Source organism: Arenibacter sp. F20364, from assembly GCF_023015905.1.
In the GTDB taxonomy this organism is placed as follows: Bacteria; Bacteroidota; Bacteroidia; order Flavobacteriales; family Flavobacteriaceae; genus Arenibacter.
Genome location: NZ_JALKBD010000001.1, coordinates 222,880 through 242,552 on the forward strand (window position 1 = coordinate 222,880; position 19,673 = coordinate 242,552).

Consider the following 19,673-nt stretch of genomic DNA (forward strand, 5'->3'; position numbering starts at 1 on the left):
ATTAATGCATCCGGTTGTCCGTTTCCTGGTCGGAAAAAGTCACATTATGTTGGGTCAAGTCAAACATCATCTCCCTTCTCCTTCTTTGCTTCTTCTCAGAAAATATATCAATAGTAATTCCTATGGACACTCCTCCCAATACGGTTGCAGCAAGATCCCTATTGTCCCAACCCCCGTATTTATGTTCATCATAGGCTTCTTTGGCCAGGCCTGCCAACAAACTCGAAGTAACGGCACCCGCAATTCTCCAATAGCGATTTCCTCCAGAAAGACGATCCCCTATATCGGCCCCAATAGCCCCACTTAGAGAACCAGCAACAAAATGTTTGGCCTTATCCTGTTCCAGTTGTGCCTTTAATGGCCATGCGCATAGAAAAATGACAATGCCTGTGATAATAGTTTTCATGAGCCACAAAGATACTAATGCCCATATAAATTCTCTTTATTTTACAGCTTTATAAAATTATGTATCTTGTCTAAATGTTATAAACACCATAAAAATGAAAACCAACTATACCCGTATATTTTCAGGCAATTTTATTTTGGCACAGACCATAGTAAATCAACTTAGGGAAATTGGCGTAGTACCAGTGTTAAAGGACGATTCAGAATCTGGAAGATTGGCGGGTTTTGGGTCTGCCATTCAAGGGAACCAAGAAGTATATGTTCACGCCGATGAGTTGGAAAAAGCACAAAAGATTGTCCAAACTATTATCAATATATAAAAAAGGATTTGGCCATAAGATGGTCCTTAAAAAATTCTTGACCAAATAGTTCCTACATCAGGATGAATACCAGTTTGCAATATAAAGTCCTTGACCCTTTGCAGCACAAACCAAAATTATTCTAGTATAACTCCCTAGAATTCACTACCTTTAATTAAGAAAAATAATAGTTTTTCTCTCTCCCCTATAAGTTAGTGACCATAAGTTTTCCCCACTTATTTTAGCTGTTGCCTCTAAAAATTAAAGCAATTTATTTTCAAACGGAGGTTGGCCTATTGAAGTAGCTTGGAAATCCATCTACGAATTAAACATCAACATATAATTTCAATGTCATGAGAACAAAATTGAGTCTTGCTATATTGACCGTAATTCTTTTGTCCCTAGTCTATTATTTTACACCACAACCCTCCCCTAAGGTGTTGGAGGTAACTCAGGAAGCCAGTTTTTACGCTATGAAATGTACCGTTGCCAAATACCTATTGAGCAATGTAGATACCACCCAACAAATTGCACCCTTATTTGAGAATCTTGGCAATTTACATTTCGGTATTAGCACAAAAGACCAAAAGGCCCAGACTTATTTTAATCAGGGTGTAAAACTTACCTATGCATTCAATCATGCAGAAGCCCACCGCTCGTTTATGGAAGCATCCCGATTAGATCCCACTGCGGCAATGACCTACTGGGGGCAGGCCTACACCTTGGGCCCCAACATAAATGACCCCATGCCGGATGACGAGCGCAGAAAAAAATCTTTTGAAGCAATTATAAAAGCCAATAACTTGTCCCAAAGCGCTTCTCCCAAAGAAAAAGTTTTAATAGAGGCGCTGTCCCATAGATACAGTAGTGATTTAACCAAAGAAATTTCAGAATTAAACATGGACTATATGAACGCCATGGAAAAGGTAGCGGATAAATTTCCGGACGATGCCAATATACAAACCTTATATGCCGCTGCAGTAATGAATACTACGCCATGGAATTATTGGGACAATGAAGGTAACCCAGCTCCAAATACCTTAAAGGGCAAAGCTGCCCTGGAGAAGGCCATGGCGTTAAATCCAGACCATCCCGGTGCGCATCATTACTATATTCATATGGTTGAACTTCCCAAACCAGACCTAGCGGTTTCCAGTGCTGATAAGCTTGGGGCTCTTATGCCGGCTGCCGGCCATATTGTACATATGCCTTCCCATATCTATATAAGGGTTGGCCGGTACGAGGATGCCGTAAAGGTTAACCAGGCCGCTATATTGGCAGATGAGGACTATATTTCCCAATGCTATTCCCAAGGTATGTATCCTTTGGGATACTACCCGCACAATCTGCACTTTCTATGGTCTGCCTCTACCCTCTTGGGCAATAGTGATCTGGCCATTGAAGCCGCTAAAAAAACGGCGGAAAAAGTTCCTTTGGGAGAGATGGCAACTTTGCCATTTTTACAAGATTTTGCCTCCACGCCACTATTGGCCTACACCCGGTTCGGCAAGTGGAATGAAATTCTGACCATTCCTTATCCAGGAGATGAATACCAACACCTTAAGCTTATTTGGCATTACTCTAGGGGCATTGCTTTTATTAGAAAAAATAACATAAAAGAGGCCAAAGAAGAACTGGAAGCTATTGCCGTAATGAAGAACGATCCAGAACTGGAAACTATAGTTGCCAATTACACCAATCCTTCCTCGAGTATAGCCCAAATTGCACACGGGGTTGTATCCGGTGAAATAGCCAATGCCGAAGGTAATATGACAGAGGCATTGGAACACCTAAAGCAAGCGGTATTTTATGAAGACCAGCTAACATACAGCGAGCCTACTGCATGGCATATTCCAGTAAGACAGACTTTAGGGGCTGCATTACTAAAGGCTCAAAAATATGAAGAAGCTGAAAAAGTGTATAAGGAAGACCTGGAAATAGTACGCCAAAACGGCTGGTCCTTAATTGGACTTCATGAAAGCCTTATTGGTCAAGGTAAATTGGAGGAAGCCAAAAAGATAAAACAGGAATTTGACAATGCCTGGGAACATGCAGATATGCCAATAAAAACTTCTGTTTTATAACTAGGTATATTATAAACAATTAGGGGTCGCTTTTTAAAGAAACTCCCAAAATGCTGGAAAATTCTTTTTCCCAATTTGGGTATCATAAAGTTATGGATCAATATGGCTCCTAAAAATGCTTCACCTCTGCCTTGGCATGGGTAAATTCCTCCATCATGTCCAATACAATTTGGGCAGCGGGTTTTATTTCGTGGATTATTGCGGCCACTTGACCTATTTCCAATTCCCCTTCATCCATATCTCCCTCGAACATCCCTTTTTTGGCTCGTGCACGCCCCAAAAGGACTTTTAGTTCCTCCACAGAAGCGCAGTCGGCATAGGCTTGTTGAATATCGTTGTAGAACTTGTTTTTTATCAGTCGCACCGGAGCCAATTCCTTTAAGGTCAACTGTGTTGCGCCCTCACCGGCCTCTACCACTTTTTGCTTAAACAAAGGGTGGGACGAAGCTTCTTTGCTCGCCACAAACCTACTACCCACCTGTACCCCGTTGGCTCCTAAAACCATGGCGGCCAGCATAGCCCTTCCCGTAGCTATTCCACCAGCAGCTATTAAAGGAACACTAATTTTCTCTTTCACAGCCGGGATTAATGTCAAAGTGGTGGTCTCATCCCTACCATTATGCCCACCAGCTTCAAAACCTTCCGCTACAATGGCATCTACCCCAGCTTCCTCAGCCTTTTGTGCAAATTTAACACTGCTCACCACGTGCACCACAGTTATGCCCCTGTCCTTTAAATATGGAGTCCAAGTTTTAGGATTTCCTGCCGAGGTAAATACAATTCTTACCTCCAACTCCACAATAATCTCCATGAGCTTTTCAATATCTGGATATAACATAGGCACGTTTACCCCAAAAGGCCTATTGGTGGCCAACTTACATTTTTCTATGTGTTCTCGCAGCACCTCCGGATACATGGATCCGGCTCCTATAATACCCAATCCACCGGCGTTGGAAACGGCAGATGCCAAACGCCATCCACTGGCCCATACCATACCGGCCTGAATTATTGGATATTCTATTTCAAAAAGATCGGTAATTCTATTTCCCATTAGTTTTTTATCAATTTAAACTCTTTGCGAACCCCATCCATTCTAACGTGCACAATATATATGGCCCTACTTAAATTTTCTACTGATATTTCTTTATTGTTTTCGTTAATCTGCCTTTCCAAGATACGCTTTCCATAAATATCAAATAGCGTTAAATAGGCATTCCCATAGGTCTCGGGGAGCTGTACTTGAAATTCTGTTTCGGAGGGATTGGGAAATAGGTACAATAAATCAGCATTAGAAATGTCAATACCCAATAGCGTCAAGGGTAGGGAAAAATTGGGTATTCCATAACCCATTTGGGAATTTGGATTTTGATAATGGGAAGACGATTCCCGCACTATTGCCATAATCTCAAGATTATTTTTTTCGGGGAATGCCTGCCAAAAGGAAGCTATGGCACCTGCCATTATTGGCGATGCAAAAGAGGTTCCATTATTTCTCACCAATCTGTCATCCGGACCAATGACGGTAGCACCACCCCCTAAGGCCATCCCATCCGGTTTAACTCTTCCATCAGCGCTTGGCCCCCTGGAACTAAATGCCACATAGTTGTCAGATGTATCAACCGCTCCAACACCAAATACATTGGCATCTGCCGGAGCCGTAATAATACCCCAAGAGCTATCACCTGAATTCCCTGTGGAATTTACTACCAATATCCCTTTTTCCGTTGCTATATTGGCTCCTTTGGAAATAAAGGCCGTATTTCCATCCATATCCGATGGGGAATAGTTATATCTTGGATCATCGTAAGTACTGTAGCCCAAGGAACTGTTAATTATATCTACCCCAAGGCTATCTGCACGCTCAGCGGCCTCTACCCAATAGCTTTCCTCCACTGGTGTTTCCGTAGCGGCATCTTCCGTTCTAAAAAGAATGTAACTGGCATCCGGACCTGTCCCTACAAATTGTCCGTCCACAAAACCGGCCATATCGGACAATACCCTTGTACCATGATCACTTCCGTTGGCTGCATAAATGTTTGAGGATCGGAAAACAAAATCATACCCGCCCCATAAATCATTGTTAGATCGTAGACGTTCAAAAGCACTCATTTGATCCACATTGGGGAAGCCACTGTCCAAAACAGCAATCAACAAACCTTCTCCGGTAAAGTTGTTTTTGTGCAATACATTTACCCCCAATTGTTTTATTTGCGCATCGCTTTGCCCGTAGACAAAATCGGCCTCTTGTTCCAGAAACTTATTTGAATGATTGTTGGACTGATTTCTCGATGTCGAAAACAGGTTGGTTTTGGCATTCAAACTCCTGTCCGCATAAAAAATATAGTCTACAAACTGAAGATCCATTAAGGCCGCAATATCTGATATACTACCTAGAACGTGAACACAATTGAACCATTTGGACTTGGCCTTGACCGTAATGCCGTTTTGAAGTTTCAATTGGGCAATATAAGCCTCGTTGACAGGTACATCCCTTTCATCTATGGCAATGTTAAATCTGTTCTTTTTTTGTATTGCACGTTCCGATAAAATACGTGCTGGATTTAATATGGACTCCTCTACCTGGTCCTTATCTTTAAAATATACCCAGGCGTGCTCTTGCCCCCTTCCCCAAACCGAGAATAACATCAACAGAAAAAGGGTACCCCTTGCCATTTTATGAGATTACGCCTGACCCTACCAATTCTTCTCCAATATACCAGGCTACAAATTGCCCTTCCGTAATAGCCGATTGTTTTTCAATAAAATCAACATACAAACCAGCATCTACTCTGTGCAGTGTTGCCTTTTGCAAAGGTTGACGATATCTTATCCTGGCCATAACCTCCATTGTCTGGTCCACCTCCAACGCCAAATCTGTGCGTACCCAATGCACTTCATCATTGTTTACAAATAAGGTCCTACGGTAAAGCCCAGGATGACTCTTACCTTGACCGGTATAAATTACATTTTGGTCAACATCGGTTTCAATTACGAACAAAGGCTCTTTGGTTCCACCAACATCCAATCCCTTACGCTGTCCTTTGGTAAAGTAATGGGCTCCTTGATGCTCCCCTACCACCTTCCCATCGGTTAGGTCATAGTGTGGTTTTTCAGCGTAATAGGCCAACTCCTCCAATTTGGAATTAAACTCTGGAACATTATTGACATACTGCTCCAAAACAGCAGGCACTTCCACAATTACACCTTTTTTGGGCCTTAACTTCTGTTGCAGGAATTCTGGCAAACGTACCTTCCCTATAAAGCAAAGACCTTGGGAATCCTTTTTATCTGCGGTGATCAAATCATTCTCTGCAGCTATTTTCCGCACTTCAGGCTTCTGTAATTCCCCTATTGGAAATAAGGTCTTGGCCAGTTGTTCTTGTGATAGTTGACATAAAAAATAGGATTGGTCCTTATTTCCGTCAGCACCTGCCAGCAACTGATATGTTTCCGTTCCGTCCTCATTGTTAATAACGCCCTTTCTACAGTAGTGTCCTGTCGCCACATAGTCGGCTCCCAGCTGCATGGCAATTTTCATAAATACATCAAACTTTATCTCCCTATTGCAAAGCACATCTGGATTTGGTGTTCTGCCTTTCTCGTATTCCCTAAACATATAATCCACAATGCGCTCTTTGTACTGGGCACTTAAATCTACGGTTTGAAAGGGTATTCCCAATTTCTCAGCCACAATAAGGGCATCATTACTATCCTCCAACCATGGGCATTCTTTGGAAATGGTCACAGAATCGTCATGCCAATTTTTCATAAAAAGGCCAATAACCTCATACCCTTGCTCCTTTAAGAGATATGCCGTAACACTGGAATCCACACCGCCGGAAAGTCCGACTACCACCTTTTTCATCTGTTCTTATTTATTGTTTATCCTTGGTCGTATGCGACCAATATTGACTTACAATTAGACTGCAAAAATACAAAATTGCAATTTGCTTGCCATAAAAATATGTTTCTATGACAATTCAGGGAACAACTTCGTATTTAGTATTGTACAACAATTAACCCTATAATTCTCAGCAAGGGAAATAACCTCGACTCCGATCCTATGTTTTTAAGGGAAGCTCATGGTTAAAACCGGTTTACCAACTACCTCAAAACAGTAGATTTCTAAACTTAAAAATACCCACACAACAAAAGAAGATACTTTAACATACTAAAAAGACCTCTTTACAACTATTAGTTTTTCACAGCTTAAAAAAAGACAATCTTTGGAGACCCAAATCTTACCAAACTAAACCAGATCAATGCTAAAAACCCGGACCTAATGGTCGGGTTTTTTTGTTTAGGGAAATTACCCTCTAATACATTAATCCCCCTCGTCAAAAACATCACTTACAAAAAAAAAGTGCTTGAAAAAATTCAAGCACTTTAATCGTAAAATAAACAATTTAAGACTTATTTCTTGCCTATTTTTTTCTGTTCCTCAGCTTGCTCCATCATCTCACGCATCTTTTTTTGAAACTTATTTTCTTTCTTAGGCTTCTTTTTATTCTCTTGTATCTGGGCATGGATCTTGTCCTCGTCCAAAATAAAATTCTTGATGGCCAGCATTATAAAAATGGTAATCAAGTTAGACACAAAATAATACAAACTTAGTCCACTCGCATAGTTGTTAAAGAAAACCAACATCATCAACGGGGACAAATACATGATAAATTTCATATTGGGCATTCCGGGTTGGGTCTGCATATTCTGCCCAGTGGTCATCATCATATAAAAGAATATGGCAACAGAGGCCAATATCGGAAACAAACTAACGTGATCCCCATAAAATGGTATGGTAAATGGCAACTGTGCTATAGCATCATAGGAAGAAAGGTCATCTGCCCACAAAAATGGCTTCTGTCGCAACGCAAAGGAAGTCGGGAAAAACATGAACAGGGCATAGAAGATCGGCATTTGCAACAAAGCAGGCACACAACCGCTCATAGGGCTTACTCCAGCCTTATTATACAATTTCATGGTTTCCTGTTGCTTCTTCATGGCATTGTCCTTGAACTTCTCGTTAAGCTCGGTAATTTCTGGTTTCAACACCTTCATTTTAGCTTGGGACAAGTAGGACTTATAAGTAGCTGGCGACATTATAAGTCTTACCAAAATCGTCATGACCACAATGGCAATACCGTAAGGTAGGAATGAACTTAGGAAAGTATATACAGGGGTAAAAATATATCTGTTGATCCAGCCAAAAATTCCCCAGCCAAATGGAATGGAATCCTCGAGTCCCAATTCCTTATATTGTGCCAGAACCTTAACATCTGTTGGTCCGTAGTACCAGTTAAAATTATAGGCAAACTCTCCTCCCTGCAGTTCCAATGGTACTACGGAGGCAAACTCTTTTGTAAATTGTTGGGTGTGACTTTCTTCCTCCACCAAATTTACAGAATTCAATTTGGCAGTTTCAAACTTATTGGAATAGGTAAGAATAGAACTAAAAAAATGTTGCCTATAAGATATCCACTTTACATCCTCTTCTGTTTCCTCATCCTCACTACCTTCGGATAATTTACTTATTTTTTCTCCATCATGGTTATAGGTAACCCTGGTATATCTATTCTCATATTGGATACTTTTGGAGTGGCGTATAGCCTTCATCTTCCAATCCAAGTCTATTGGCTTGGAACTATTCACGATTCCATTCAGACCTTGCGAACGCACTGCAAAACCAATGAGATATTCGTCAGGCTTCATTTCATAGCGATATTCCAAGAACTTATCCGATGCCACTTTAGCTTTCATGGAAAGCACCTGATTTTCTCCTGATTTGGAAAGTGCGGGTTCAAAATACAGATCGTTGGTATTTAAAACCCTATTGTCCGAAGTGCTAAAATTAAGTGCGAAATTGGCATTGCCATCTTTTATCAAGTAAACCGGAACGGAATCGTAGGTTACATAACCTTTCATCCTCGCTTCAATAATCTGGCCTCCCTTGTTGCTTATTTCCAAATAAACAAGATCGTTTTCCAACACGGTGGTCCCATCTGACGGAGCAGTATATCCAAAGGCACCTATAGCGCTCTTATAGCTTGCTACAGCTGTTGAATCTTGGAGATCAATTGCCTTGGGCTGTGAAATTTCTTCTTTTGCCGTGTTGGCCTCTTCAGTCTTGGCTGCCTCAAGCTGCTCTTGCTTTGCCTTCTGCGCTTCCAGCTCTTCCGGTGTTGGCTGGTTCTGCCAAAACATAAAAATAAGAATACCAAAAATTAGCACAAAGCCGATGATGGTATTAATATCCAATTTCCTTTCTTCCATCTAAAGTTTAATTTTAAAAAAATGTTCTCGGTAGGGATTCAACCAACATCAAGGTTCCCAACAGTTTAAAACAGCGTGCAAATATATGCCCATTTGCACTATATATGTCAAACTGGCACTAGTTTATTGCTTTAATTCCTTCTGGTGCTTTAGAGCCGCTTTAATAAATCCAACAAATAATGGATGCGGATTGTCTACAGTACTTTTGTATTCAGGATGATATTGAACCCCAACAAACCACGGATGCGAAGGAATCTCAACTATTTCTACCAATCCGGTTTCAGTGTTTACACCAGAGGCTACCAGTCCAGCTTCCTGCAATTGTTTTTTATACAAGTTGTTAAACTCATAACGGTGACGGTGACGTTCAGAAATTTCGGACGCCCCATGATAGATCTTTTGCACTAGACTTCCTTTTTCCAAATGACAGTCCCAGGCTCCCAGTCGCATTGTACCCCCCTTATTGACAATATTTTTCTGTTCCTCCATGATACTGATAACAGGATCAGGGGTATTTTCATCCATCTCCGTAGAATTGGCCTCTTTAAGACCAAGTACATTTCTGGAATATTCAATTACGGCCATCTGCATTCCCAAACAGATACCTAAAAACGGTATTTTATTTTCACGGGCAAATTGCACTGCTTTAATTTTCCCTTCTATTCCTCTTTCCCCAAAGCCTGGAGCTACAAGAATACCGTCCAGATCTTGCATCTTCTTTTCGATATTCTTGGCAGAAAGATGTTCTGAATGAATTGATTTCACCTTTACTTTTACATGGTTTACCGATCCGGCATGTATAAAAGATTCCAATATGGATTTATAGGAATCCTGCAATTCTACATATTTCCCTATTAGACCAACGGTAACCTCATTTTTCGGATTCTTGTGCCATTGCAAAAACTGGTTCCAGTTTGTAAGATCGGGAACTACGTTGTCTGGCAGTGCCAATTTTTTTAAGGTTACGGTATCCAACCCTTCGTGCTGCATTAAAATAGGCACGTCATATATGGTTGATGCATCGATGGACTGTATTACCGCTTCCCTTTTTACATTGCAAAAGAGGGCCAATTTTTCCTTTAGATCATCAGGAATTTGGTGTTCTGTCCTACAGACCAAAATATCGGCCTTTATACCACTTTCCATAAGCGTCTTAACAGAATGCTGGGTAGGCTTTGTTTTTAATTCCCCGGCAGCAGAAAGATAGGGCACCAAGGTCAAATGGATAACAATTCCATTATTATCGCCCAACTCCCATAACAGTTGACGTACCGCTTCTATATAAGGTAAGGATTCTATATCCCCTACCGTACCCCCTATTTCGGTTATTACAATATCATACTCCCCGCTCTTACCCAATAATTGGATACGTTCCTTTATTTCATTGGTAATATGGGGCACTACCTGTACCGTTTTTCCCAAAAATTCACCTCTTCGTTCCTTTTCTATAACACTTTGGTAAATTCTTCCAGTGGTGACGTTATTGGCCTGAGAAGTCCTAACATTTAAAAAACGCTCGTAATGACCCAAGTCCAAATCGGTTTCCGCACCATCATCCGTAACATAGCATTCTCCATGTTCGTAGGGATTTAAAGTTCCTGGATCAACATTAATATAGGGATCTAATTTTTGGATAGTAGTCTTATAACCACGTGCCTGTAATAACTTGGCAAGAGAGGCTGCTATAATCCCTTTTCCAAGGGATGAAGTAACCCCACCGGTTACAAAAATATATTTAGTCTGCGACATGAAGCGTTAGGTTGAATTCGTAACGCGAGCAAAAATACGAATTGCTATCACAATTCAGGGGTATTATTGGGGAAAATCTTTTTGAATTTTTCGAATTAGACCTTCAAGTCCGTTAATTTTAATTTCTAGCATGGCTCTCAATAAATGTCCAAGCTTTCCGTCTGGAAAACCGCTTTGTTGAAACCATACCAGATAGGGTTCGGGAAGCTCCACCAAATATCTTCCCTTAAATTTTCCAAATGGCATTCTATAATGCGCCAGTTCTATTAATTGTCTTTTGTCCGGAACTATATTCATACTAAAGATTCTACCCAAAGATACCACCTTAGTAAATGCTTCCAAAGTATTTTGTCAAAATCTATTTCCCAATTTAAACCAAGGACATTTTAAACATTCTATATCTAAATTTCGTATTTTTAAGACAAATCACCTATCTTTATACACGTACAATTTACATTTAAAACGAAACACCACTTATATTTGGCCTAAATGACATTTTGATGGTAATCCGGCCGATATATTTCGCCTCACGTTGCCCAGGGAAAATCCACAGGAAACATTCAATGGCAAATTCAAGTACCTTCAACAAAAAAATAATGTAGAACAGATGAAAAGAAGAACATTTATAGGAACCTCAGCAGCGGCATCGGTTGGCATGCTGGCTTACAAAACTGGAAATGCAATGGAGCCAAACAACAAAGAAGAATCTAAATTAAAAAACAACATTAATCACAGTGTTTGCTATTGGTGCTATGGGAGCATCCCACTTGAAGATTTTTTAAAGTCGTTAAACGATCTAGGGATACAAAGCGTAGATTTAATAGGTCCTAAAGACTGGCCTTTACTTAAAAAGTACAATATTAATTCCTCCATGTGCAACGGGGCCGAAATTAGCCTCACGGAAGGATGGAACGATCCCAAATACCATGAAACTTTGATAAAAAATTACACGGAGATGATTCCAAAGGTGGCAGCAGCAGGCTACACCAATCTTATCTGCTTTAGTGGCAATCGAAGGGGAATGGATGACGCCGTTGGATTGCAAAACTGTGTGGACGGATTAAAGAAGATTATGCCCCTGGCGGAAAAACACGGAGTGGTTATACAAATGGAGTTATTGAATTCCAAGGTGAACCACGAAGATTATATGTGCGACCATACCGAATGGGGTGTAGAATTGTGCAAAAAATTGGGATCCGACAATTTTAAACTGCTTTATGATATTTACCATATGCAGATCATGGAGGGCGATATCATTCGTAACATCCAAGATTACCATGCGTATTTTGGACATTACCATACTGGAGGTAATCCGGGAAGAAATGAAATAAACGAAACTCAGGAACTATATTATCCGGCAATTATGAAGGCCATTTTGGCTACCGGTTATAAGGGACATGTGGCACAAGAGTTTATTCCTACCTGGGACGATAAAATAGCCGCCCTAAAAGAAGGGGTTACCATTTGTGACATATAAGACCCTACTTCAATGAAATAGTCAATTACCTCAGGGCAAGCCCTTGAGGTATCAGAAGAAAACTACTAATAACATTTCGACGCCCGCCCGAACGAAACGGGTAGGCCAGCGTCGGAGTATTTTAATCTCGCTTATCGTGTAAACTAACTCGGGGCAAGCCTGCCTTTTTCGGCAGGCAGGTTTAAATCTCGATTATCGTGTAAAAAAAAAGGAGACTTTGCAAAGTCTCCTTTTTAATTATTTAAAGCTCTTTTAATCTTATTATTCCAAATTAATTGCTGCACGGTATCCCTGGAAAAGTTCGTTTCCCCATCATATAGATGCTGATAGTCGTTTAGTTCACGAAGTACTTCCCTATATATCTCCTTTACCTCAGCCTTTGCATTACTTGTGAATTCGGTCTCGGCCAGTATTTGTTTCAATTTGCGTGCAAACACTTCTGAAATATCAAAATGCAATTGTTCATGGCTTAAGATCATAGGGTTGGCCAATTTAGGTTTATACCATGATTTACCAGGATAAAAATAGGTATCTACTTTGAAGTCCAGCTCCATTCTATCCTTGGTTCCTTGTGCAGAAAAACTATAGCTTATGCCGCTTGCCGTGATAGCCGCAGCATTGGAAATATTGGACGGCTTTCCTTTAAAATCGGCCCAAGACAATTTTTTTGATGGGGTCCATAACACCATCTCCTCTTCTTGCCCAAAACCCAAATTGAGAAAAAGCCAAATAAAAAGCCATACTATTTTCTTTAAAGCTCCCAATGGAAGGTGATATTCCTTACGATATCTGGATGCAGACTATAATGCACGGGGCAGGTACGTGCGGTATGTTCCAGGATTTTCCTGTGTTTGTCAGAAATAATTTTGGGCATATTGAATTTAACATCGACCCTGGTTATTCGCCTAGGATCGGCCTCCATATGCTTTACAACTTCCGCAGTTGAATTCTCCAAATCCAATTCCAATCCCCTAGCCTTTATTCCCATTACGGAGAACATACAACTGGCCAAGCCAGTGGCAACGGTATCCGTTGGGGAAAATGCCTGACCAAGCCCATGATTGTCCAATGGCGCATCCGTTATAAAGGAATTACCCGATCCAATGTGCTCACAATTCGTTCTAAGTCCACCAGTATATGTTACTTTCGAGGTCATTGGATTTTAATCTTTAAGTTCAATAATATTCATATTCTCATATCCGAGAATATAGGAAGCCCTGTTAAAATACCCTGAGGATATATCTTTGTTAAAATTAAACTTGTTGCCCACATATTCGGTCTCCCCAACAAGTTTGGAAGCATTTACCAAGTCATTTTTATAGGCCAATTTTAAAAGTAGATCATAAGTAAGGTCAAAACCACGTACCGCATAGGCATCGGGATCCGCTCCATATTTCTTTCTATATAATTTTACAAAACTATCCTCTCCGATTTCCCTTGAAGCTGAAGGATACGTAAACCTCAAATTTGAAAGATGGGAATAGGAAACAACTTCACTATCAAAAGCCTTGTTCTTGTCCGTTGTAAAAAGACGTATGCTTACCTCCTTACTTATCAAAGAATTTAGCAACGAACCAACATGATATACTACATTGGCTTGATCAGTTTCCAAAAACACCCAGTTCTCCGTCTCAATGGAAAGTATCTTGGAAATTTTCTCGATATCCACCGTTCTATCTTCCTTTAAGGTTACGATTTTGGCTCCGGGAAATTTCATTAACAATGCAGATTCTGTAGCCTTGTTCTTCTGGTCGGCAATTATGATTACGTTTTCCTTTGTTCTCAATCCTTCTACATATGTCATCATATGATCCTCCAAAACCTTTTCCGAAGGAAGCGCAAAAAATACATTGTTCAAACTTAAATCGCTCTTATCCGTTAAGGGAGCTACCACGGGCACACTATATTCCGAGGCCTGCAGTGCAACCTCTTTAAGGGATTTGGACTCCAGGGGACCAAAAATTGCCGAAACCCCTATTAAATTTTCCTTTTGCAATAACCCCTTCGTCCGATTCATATCCAGTTGGGTATCGTATGTTTTAACATCAACGGAAATTCCCAGTTTGGCTATCGAATCCAGGGCTACCATTGCTCCCGAATAAAGTCCCAAACTATATCTTACATCTTTTCTATTCTCAATAGCACTTTTTGTGGCCTCTTTATCGTTTAAATCCAACCGATCCAATCTGAACGGCAAAAGAAAAACTAATTTAGGACGGTTAAGTATATTGATACTATCCCTTAGGTTGATCTTATCTAAGATGAGGGCATTTTTTACGTCAAAATTTCCAGTTTGGGCCTTGGGCAGTTTTAAGACCATACCAGCCTTTAAACCATCCTTTAATTCTGGGTTAAGATCCAATAATTCCTTATAGGTAACACCAAATTTGCGGGTAAGTGAGAACTCGGTCTGTTTCGGTTTTACCTCATAAAAATTGTAATTTTCTATGTTGACCACACCGGTCTCTATCTTTTTTGCAGGTATCCTTAGGACCATTCCTTCCTTTAACCCTCCCCTTTCCTTTATTTCGGGATTCAATGCTATAATTTCGTTGGCCGTTAAACCAAACTTTTTCTCCAAACTATAAAAAGTCTGCTTTGGCGGAACTGTATATGAATTGTACAATTGGGTTTCTTGATCCTTAATGGAACTCCCCAATATTTTTGGCAAAAGAAGCTCTTGCCCAGAAGAAAGATAATCGGTTATTTTGGACAATTTTGGATTCAGTACCAACAAACTATCGATGGTAATTCCGTACTTATTGGCTATACTCCAACGTGTTTCCTTTGGTTGTACGGTATAAATTTCATAATTGTCCTCAATGTATGCTTTTTCAGATGGATCTACCCTTTTATATTTGGGTATCTTGAGGATCATGCCCTTTTTCAACTGAACAGAATACAATTCTTTATTGTACCGTTTAATATCGTCCTCCGAAATATTATATTGTTTTGAAATCCCAAACAGGGTTTCCTTTCTTTTGGTTTTATGTGCGGTATAGCCAATAGGTTCCTGCTCTTCTAGACCTGCTTCATCACCTTTCAACGCTTGTAACAAGGTGTTTACCTTTGATACACTGTCCTTTTTTACCACCACACCGCTGGACGATGGTATCACCAAAATAGTATTGGCCCTTAAAGCCTGACCTTTTTTTATCTCCTTATTGTAATTTAATATTCCTTTCTCGCTTACACCGTATTGTTTGGCGATACTTTCCAAGGATTCCCCTGCCTTAACAGAATGGGTTGTGAATTTTTGCGCTATTGCATTGATGCTCACCAACATTAATAATAATGTTGTCAATATTACTTTTCTATATAATTTCACAAGTATAGATTTTATTTGTTCTATTTAAAATAAGCCAAGTACAAAATTGAGAACGAACATAAACACAACAATGTTATAATAAAAATTAAAAATTAATGAACAGCTAGAAACTAGATCCCTACCGTACAAGCTCTCAAATTATTCCCATTCGATGGTTGCAGGTGGTTTGGAACTAATATCATACACCACTCTATTAACGCCTCTAACCTTATTTATAATATCGTTGGAGGTTTTTTGCAGGAATTCGTAGGGTAAATTTACCCAATCCGCCGTCATTCCGTCGGTGCTTTCCACCGCTCTTAAAGCTACACATTTTTCATAAGTCCGTTCATCACCCATTACACCTACACTATTAACGGGCAAAAGCATAGCACCCGCTTGCCAAACCTTATCATAAAGACCCCAATCCTTTAACCCATTGATAAAAATGGCATCTACTTCCTGTAAAATAGCCACTTTCTCACGAGTAATATCTCCAAGGATACGAATGGCCAATCCTGGTCCCGGAAAGGGATGTCTGCCCAATAACTCCTTATCTATTCCCAAACTGGCGCCTACACGCCTAACCTCATCCTTAAACAACATTCGCAAGGGCTCAACCACCTTCAACTTCATATAATCCGGCAATCCACCTACATTATGATGACTTTTAATGGTCGCTGATGGACCTCCAGTAGCCGAGACCGACTCAATAACGTCAGGATAAATTGTTCCTTGGGCCAACCATTTTGCATCTTCCACCAAATGTGATTCATCATCAAAGACCTCTATAAAAACCCTACCTATGGCCTTTCTTTTCTTTTCTGGATCACTCTCACCTTCCAAGCTATCCAAAAAACGTGCCGAAGCATCAACACCCTTCACATTTAGACCCATTCCTTCATATTGATCCAATACGGATTGGAACTCATTTTTCCGCAAAAGTCCATTATTTACGAAAATACAGTGCAAATGCTTTCCGATAGCTTTGTGCAATAAAACTGCCGCAACTGTGGAGTCCACTCCACCAGATAGACCAAGTATTACCTTTTCATCTCCAATTTTAGCTTTTAATTCGGCCACGGTAGATTCCACAAAGGAATCCGGGGTCCAAGTCTGAGCCACACCGGCTATGTGCACCAGAAAGTTTTCCAACAATTTTTTCCCATCGGTCGTATGATATACTTCCGGGTGAAACTGTATGGCATAGGTCTCTTCATCTTTTAGCTTGTAGGCCGCATTCTCCACGTCATGGGTACTTGCCAATTTAATGGCTCCTTCAGGCAATTCCTTTATAGTATCACTATGGCTCATCCAAACCTGACTACCTTCCGAAATTCCTTCGAAAAAAGATTCACTGTGGTCTATAAAGGACAATTTGGCCCTACCGTATTCACGAGTATTGGACGGAGCTACTTCGCCACCGTTAAAATGCGCCAAATATTGGGCTCCGTAACAAACTGCCAATAAAGGCTTCTTCCCTTTTATTTGTGACAAATCTGGATGCGGGGCATCATCCCCCCTCACCGAAAACGGCGATCCAGAAAGTATCACTGCCCTGTATTCCGATAAATCGTCAGGCAAATGGTTGTACGGCTTAATTTCGCAGAAAATATTAAGTTCCCTAACTCTCCTTGCGATAAGCTGTGTATACTGGGAACCAAAATCTAATATGAGGACGTTATTTTGCATGGGCAAAAATAACAATTTGAAATTCTTGAAAAAGTATCTTTATGGTATAATAATCACAAAACTTATAAACAGAAAGATATTGGGCAAGCTTTTTATCGATATCACCTTTTAAATAAAGGCTTCCTTTTACCGTTGGAAAACTCCATAAACTGATAAAACATCCAATTTAAAAAGGTAAAATTTGGGGTCAATTGAAAAGATCTTTAAAATTAAGCAAAAAAAAGCCCGGTAACCAACCGGGCTCACTAATCAAAACCAACCTAAACCAATTAACTAATTATAACTACTCACAATTTCGTTAGAAATTACCTTCAATTTCATAGCAATTTATATCTATAACAACTGAGAAAAGAAATACCCTACTCCAACAATTATTTTTATCTTTAATAAACCAAAAAAAAGATTGTCATGGCTACCGTTTACTTAGATGAAATAAGGGAAGAGCTACAAAAGGGGCCCACGGAAAAAGACCATCCATTCCGATTTTTTACATTGGCTACCGTGGGATTGGATCAGGTTGCCCGTTTGCGGACAGTTGTCTTACGGGATGTAACCGATAATTTGAAGCTGACCTTTTACACTGATAAGCGCTCTAAAAAAATTACGCATATAAAAGAAAACAAAAGGGTCAGCCTACTGTTGTACCACCCCACTAGATTGCTTCAATTAAAGATAGAAGGAACAGCAACCTATAAGGATGACAATGCCACCAAGGAAGAATACTGGAATAAATTGGATATTATGGCCAAAAAACAATATACCACCAGCAGATCTCCTGGAAGCAATTTAATTGACCCGCATAATTTGGAATATCTTGACGAAGAAAATCATTTCTGCCTAGTAGAGATCACACCCTATAAAATTGAGTATCTAAAATTAAGTCAACCCCACCACATTAGGGTCCGTTTCTCCAAAGTCGGTACACAGTGGGAAAGTGAATATTTAGTACCCTAGGGCTATTCGGAGTAAGATAGGAAATCCTTTTAGGCCATAGAATCCAATATCATGGATATATCTTTCTCCGTTGTATCGGGGTTTATAAAACAAAATCGCGCCACGGTTTCGTAAACACCCTTTTGTTTGTACTTGGTAGGCGTTACCAAAGCAAAGCCTTCCCGGTGATTTTTATAGGTCCATTGGGTATAATCCTGAGGCGACCATCCTTTTCTTCTAAACAATACACATGAAAGACTGGGCTCCCGGACCAATTCTACCAAGGGATGCTTCCGTATATGTTCCGCTGCCAAATTAGCCAATTCAATACCCTGGTCCACTGCCCAGGAATACTTATCCGTACCGTGCATGGCAAGTGAGAACCAAAGCGGCAATCCCCTTACCCTACGTGTTAACTGAATTTGATAGTCCGAAGGATTAAAACCATGGGCGCCTTCATCCTTAAATATTTCCAAATAGGAACCTTCCTGTGAATGTGCCTCCTTGGCCAATTCCGGATGCTTATAAATAATAGCCCCACAATCATAGGGCGAGAAAAGCCATTTATGAGGATCAATGGTAATACTATCTGCTTTCTCTATACCTTGAAACAACGGCCTGGCCGTTTTGGAGGCTAGTGCACCACCACCATAGGCAGCATCCACATGGAACCAAAGATTTTCCATCGCACAAATATTGGCAATCCCTAACAAATCATCAATTATACCTGCATTCGTTGTACCACCAGTTGCTACAACAGCAAATAACCTATCCCTTTGTTGGGTATCAAGGGATTCAATTTTTTGGGCAAGGGCTTCAGCGGTCATTTGTTCCTCGGTTTCCACCAATAGCACATCACAATCAATAACCTTGGCCATTGATTTTACCGATGAGTGGGCCCCAGAAGATGTTATGATCAATCCTTTTCTATTCGTATTCATTGGGTTTTTGCGCCAACTTTCCCTAGCGGTTACCATGGCCGATAAATTGGCAGCCGTTCCTCCGCAAGTAAATACTCCAAAGGAACCCTTTGGCAAACCAGTTAGGGACACCAACCATTTCATAGCCTCATTCTCACAAAATATTCCACCGGCTCCCTCCATCCAATAGGCTCCGTGAATACTGGATGCCGAAGTTACCAGATCAAACATTACCGCCGCCCGCGTAGGTGAGGCCGGTACAAACGCTAAATGTCTCGGATGATCTATAGGCACGGTAGCCTTTATAAGTACCTCTTTGAATAATTGAAAAGCCTTTTCCCCACCAATTCCGCCGGGAGTTATAGTTTCGCCCACCAAGGTCTTTAACTCAACCTCTTTTTTGGGCTTGCCCAATTCGGGGGCCGGATGGGTAATTCGTCCAATGGCGTACTTCATGACATCCAAGGTCATTTCCACCATTTCAAAATCTACTTTGTGCATGGACATAGTCTGTTTTTGACAAATATAACCTTTTTG

Annotated in this window: 16 protein-coding genes; 4 read left to right on the top strand and 12 right to left on the bottom strand. The window is 40.5% G+C overall.

Annotated elements, in window-relative coordinates:
- Position 1: 1 nt before the first annotated feature.
- Positions 2 to 406 (bottom strand): hypothetical protein, encoded by a 405-nt coding sequence (locus tag MWU84_RS00950; RefSeq protein WP_246896961.1) that lies wholly within the window; start codon positions 404 to 406, stop codon positions 2 to 4.
- A gap of 94 nt (positions 407 to 500) precedes the next feature.
- Between MWU84_RS00950 and MWU84_RS00955 the strand changes: the two genes are divergently transcribed.
- Together MWU84_RS00955 and MWU84_RS00960 are read left to right on the top strand one after the other, a co-directional pair.
- Entirely contained in the window at positions 501 to 725 is a 225-nt protein-coding gene (locus MWU84_RS00955) for a DUF2007 domain-containing protein (RefSeq protein ID WP_246896963.1), read from the top strand.
- Positions 726 to 1,057: 332 nt separating this feature from the next.
- Entirely contained in the window at positions 1,058 to 2,788 is a 1,731-nt protein-coding gene (locus MWU84_RS00960; RefSeq protein ID WP_246896972.1) for a hypothetical protein, read from the top strand.
- Positions 2,789 to 2,897: 109 nt separating this feature from the next.
- On the opposite strand, the gene MWU84_RS00965 is transcribed toward MWU84_RS00960, so the two are convergent.
- The 6 genes from MWU84_RS00965 to MWU84_RS00990 form a co-directional block, all read right to left on the bottom strand.
- On the bottom strand, positions 2,898 to 3,839 hold the full coding sequence (locus MWU84_RS00965) for a DUF561 domain-containing protein (protein WP_246896974.1): 942 nt from the start codon (positions 3,837 to 3,839) through the stop codon (positions 2,898 to 2,900).
- Entirely contained in the window at positions 3,839 to 5,461 is a 1,623-nt protein-coding gene (locus tag MWU84_RS00970; protein ID WP_246896976.1) for a S8 family serine peptidase, read from the bottom strand. The genes MWU84_RS00965 and MWU84_RS00970 overlap by 1 nt, the downstream gene beginning before the upstream one ends.
- 1 nt (position 5,462) lies before the next feature.
- A complete protein-coding gene (mnmA, locus tag MWU84_RS00975; protein ID WP_246896984.1) occupies positions 5,463 to 6,653 on the bottom strand; it encodes a tRNA 2-thiouridine(34) synthase MnmA in 1,191 nt (396 codons plus the stop codon).
- Between the two features lie 548 nt (positions 6,654 to 7,201).
- Positions 7,202 to 9,058 carry a membrane protein insertase YidC gene (yidC, locus tag MWU84_RS00980; protein ID WP_246896990.1) on the bottom strand — a complete coding sequence of 619 codons (1,857 nt, stop codon included), beginning with the start codon at positions 9,056 to 9,058 and terminating at the stop codon, positions 7,202 to 7,204.
- 123 nt (positions 9,059 to 9,181) lie between these two features.
- Positions 9,182 to 10,807, bottom strand: a complete 1,626-nt coding sequence (locus MWU84_RS00985) for a CTP synthase (protein WP_246897056.1) — start codon at positions 10,805 to 10,807, stop codon at positions 9,182 to 9,184.
- 63 nt (positions 10,808 to 10,870) lie between these two features.
- Positions 10,871 to 11,104: a DUF3820 family protein gene (locus MWU84_RS00990; protein WP_246897422.1), complete on the bottom strand. Its 234-nt coding sequence runs from the start codon at positions 11,102 to 11,104 to the stop codon at positions 10,871 to 10,873.
- Between the two features lie 310 nt (positions 11,105 to 11,414).
- Here MWU84_RS00990 and MWU84_RS00995 point away from each other — a divergent pair, with 310 nt between their 5' ends.
- Entirely contained in the window at positions 11,415 to 12,284 is an 870-nt protein-coding gene (locus MWU84_RS00995) for a TIM barrel protein (RefSeq protein WP_246897071.1), read from the top strand.
- Between the two features lie 233 nt (positions 12,285 to 12,517).
- On the opposite strand, the gene MWU84_RS01000 is transcribed toward MWU84_RS00995, so the two are convergent.
- The 4 genes from MWU84_RS01000 to guaA form a co-directional block, all read right to left on the bottom strand.
- Positions 12,518 to 13,048: a DUF922 domain-containing protein gene (locus MWU84_RS01000; RefSeq protein WP_246897074.1), complete on the bottom strand. Its 531-nt coding sequence runs from the start codon at positions 13,046 to 13,048 to the stop codon at positions 12,518 to 12,520.
- A complete protein-coding gene (locus MWU84_RS01005) occupies positions 13,036 to 13,440 on the bottom strand; it encodes an OsmC family protein (RefSeq protein ID WP_246897077.1) in 405 nt (134 codons plus the stop codon). The genes MWU84_RS01000 and MWU84_RS01005 overlap by 13 nt, the downstream gene beginning before the upstream one ends.
- Positions 13,441 to 13,446: 6 nt before the next feature.
- Positions 13,447 to 15,612 carry a LysM peptidoglycan-binding domain-containing protein gene (locus MWU84_RS01010; protein WP_246897080.1) on the bottom strand — a complete coding sequence of 722 codons (2,166 nt, stop codon included), beginning with the start codon at positions 15,610 to 15,612 and terminating at the stop codon, positions 13,447 to 13,449.
- A 138-nt stretch (positions 15,613 to 15,750) separates the two neighbouring features.
- Entirely contained in the window at positions 15,751 to 17,283 is a 1,533-nt protein-coding gene (gene guaA, locus MWU84_RS01015; protein ID WP_246897084.1) for a glutamine-hydrolyzing GMP synthase, read from the bottom strand.
- A gap of 408 nt (positions 17,284 to 17,691) precedes the next feature.
- Between guaA and MWU84_RS01020 the strand changes: the two genes are divergently transcribed.
- On the top strand, positions 17,692 to 18,237 hold the full coding sequence (locus MWU84_RS01020; protein WP_246897092.1) for a pyridoxamine 5'-phosphate oxidase family protein: 546 nt from the start codon (positions 17,692 to 17,694) through the stop codon (positions 18,235 to 18,237).
- Between the two features lie 29 nt (positions 18,238 to 18,266).
- Here the strand turns inward: MWU84_RS01020 and MWU84_RS01025 are convergent, their stop codons facing one another.
- A complete protein-coding gene (locus MWU84_RS01025) occupies positions 18,267 to 19,637 on the bottom strand; it encodes a pyridoxal-dependent decarboxylase (RefSeq protein WP_246897424.1) in 1,371 nt (456 codons plus the stop codon).
- Between the last annotated feature and the right edge of the window lie 36 nt (positions 19,638 to 19,673).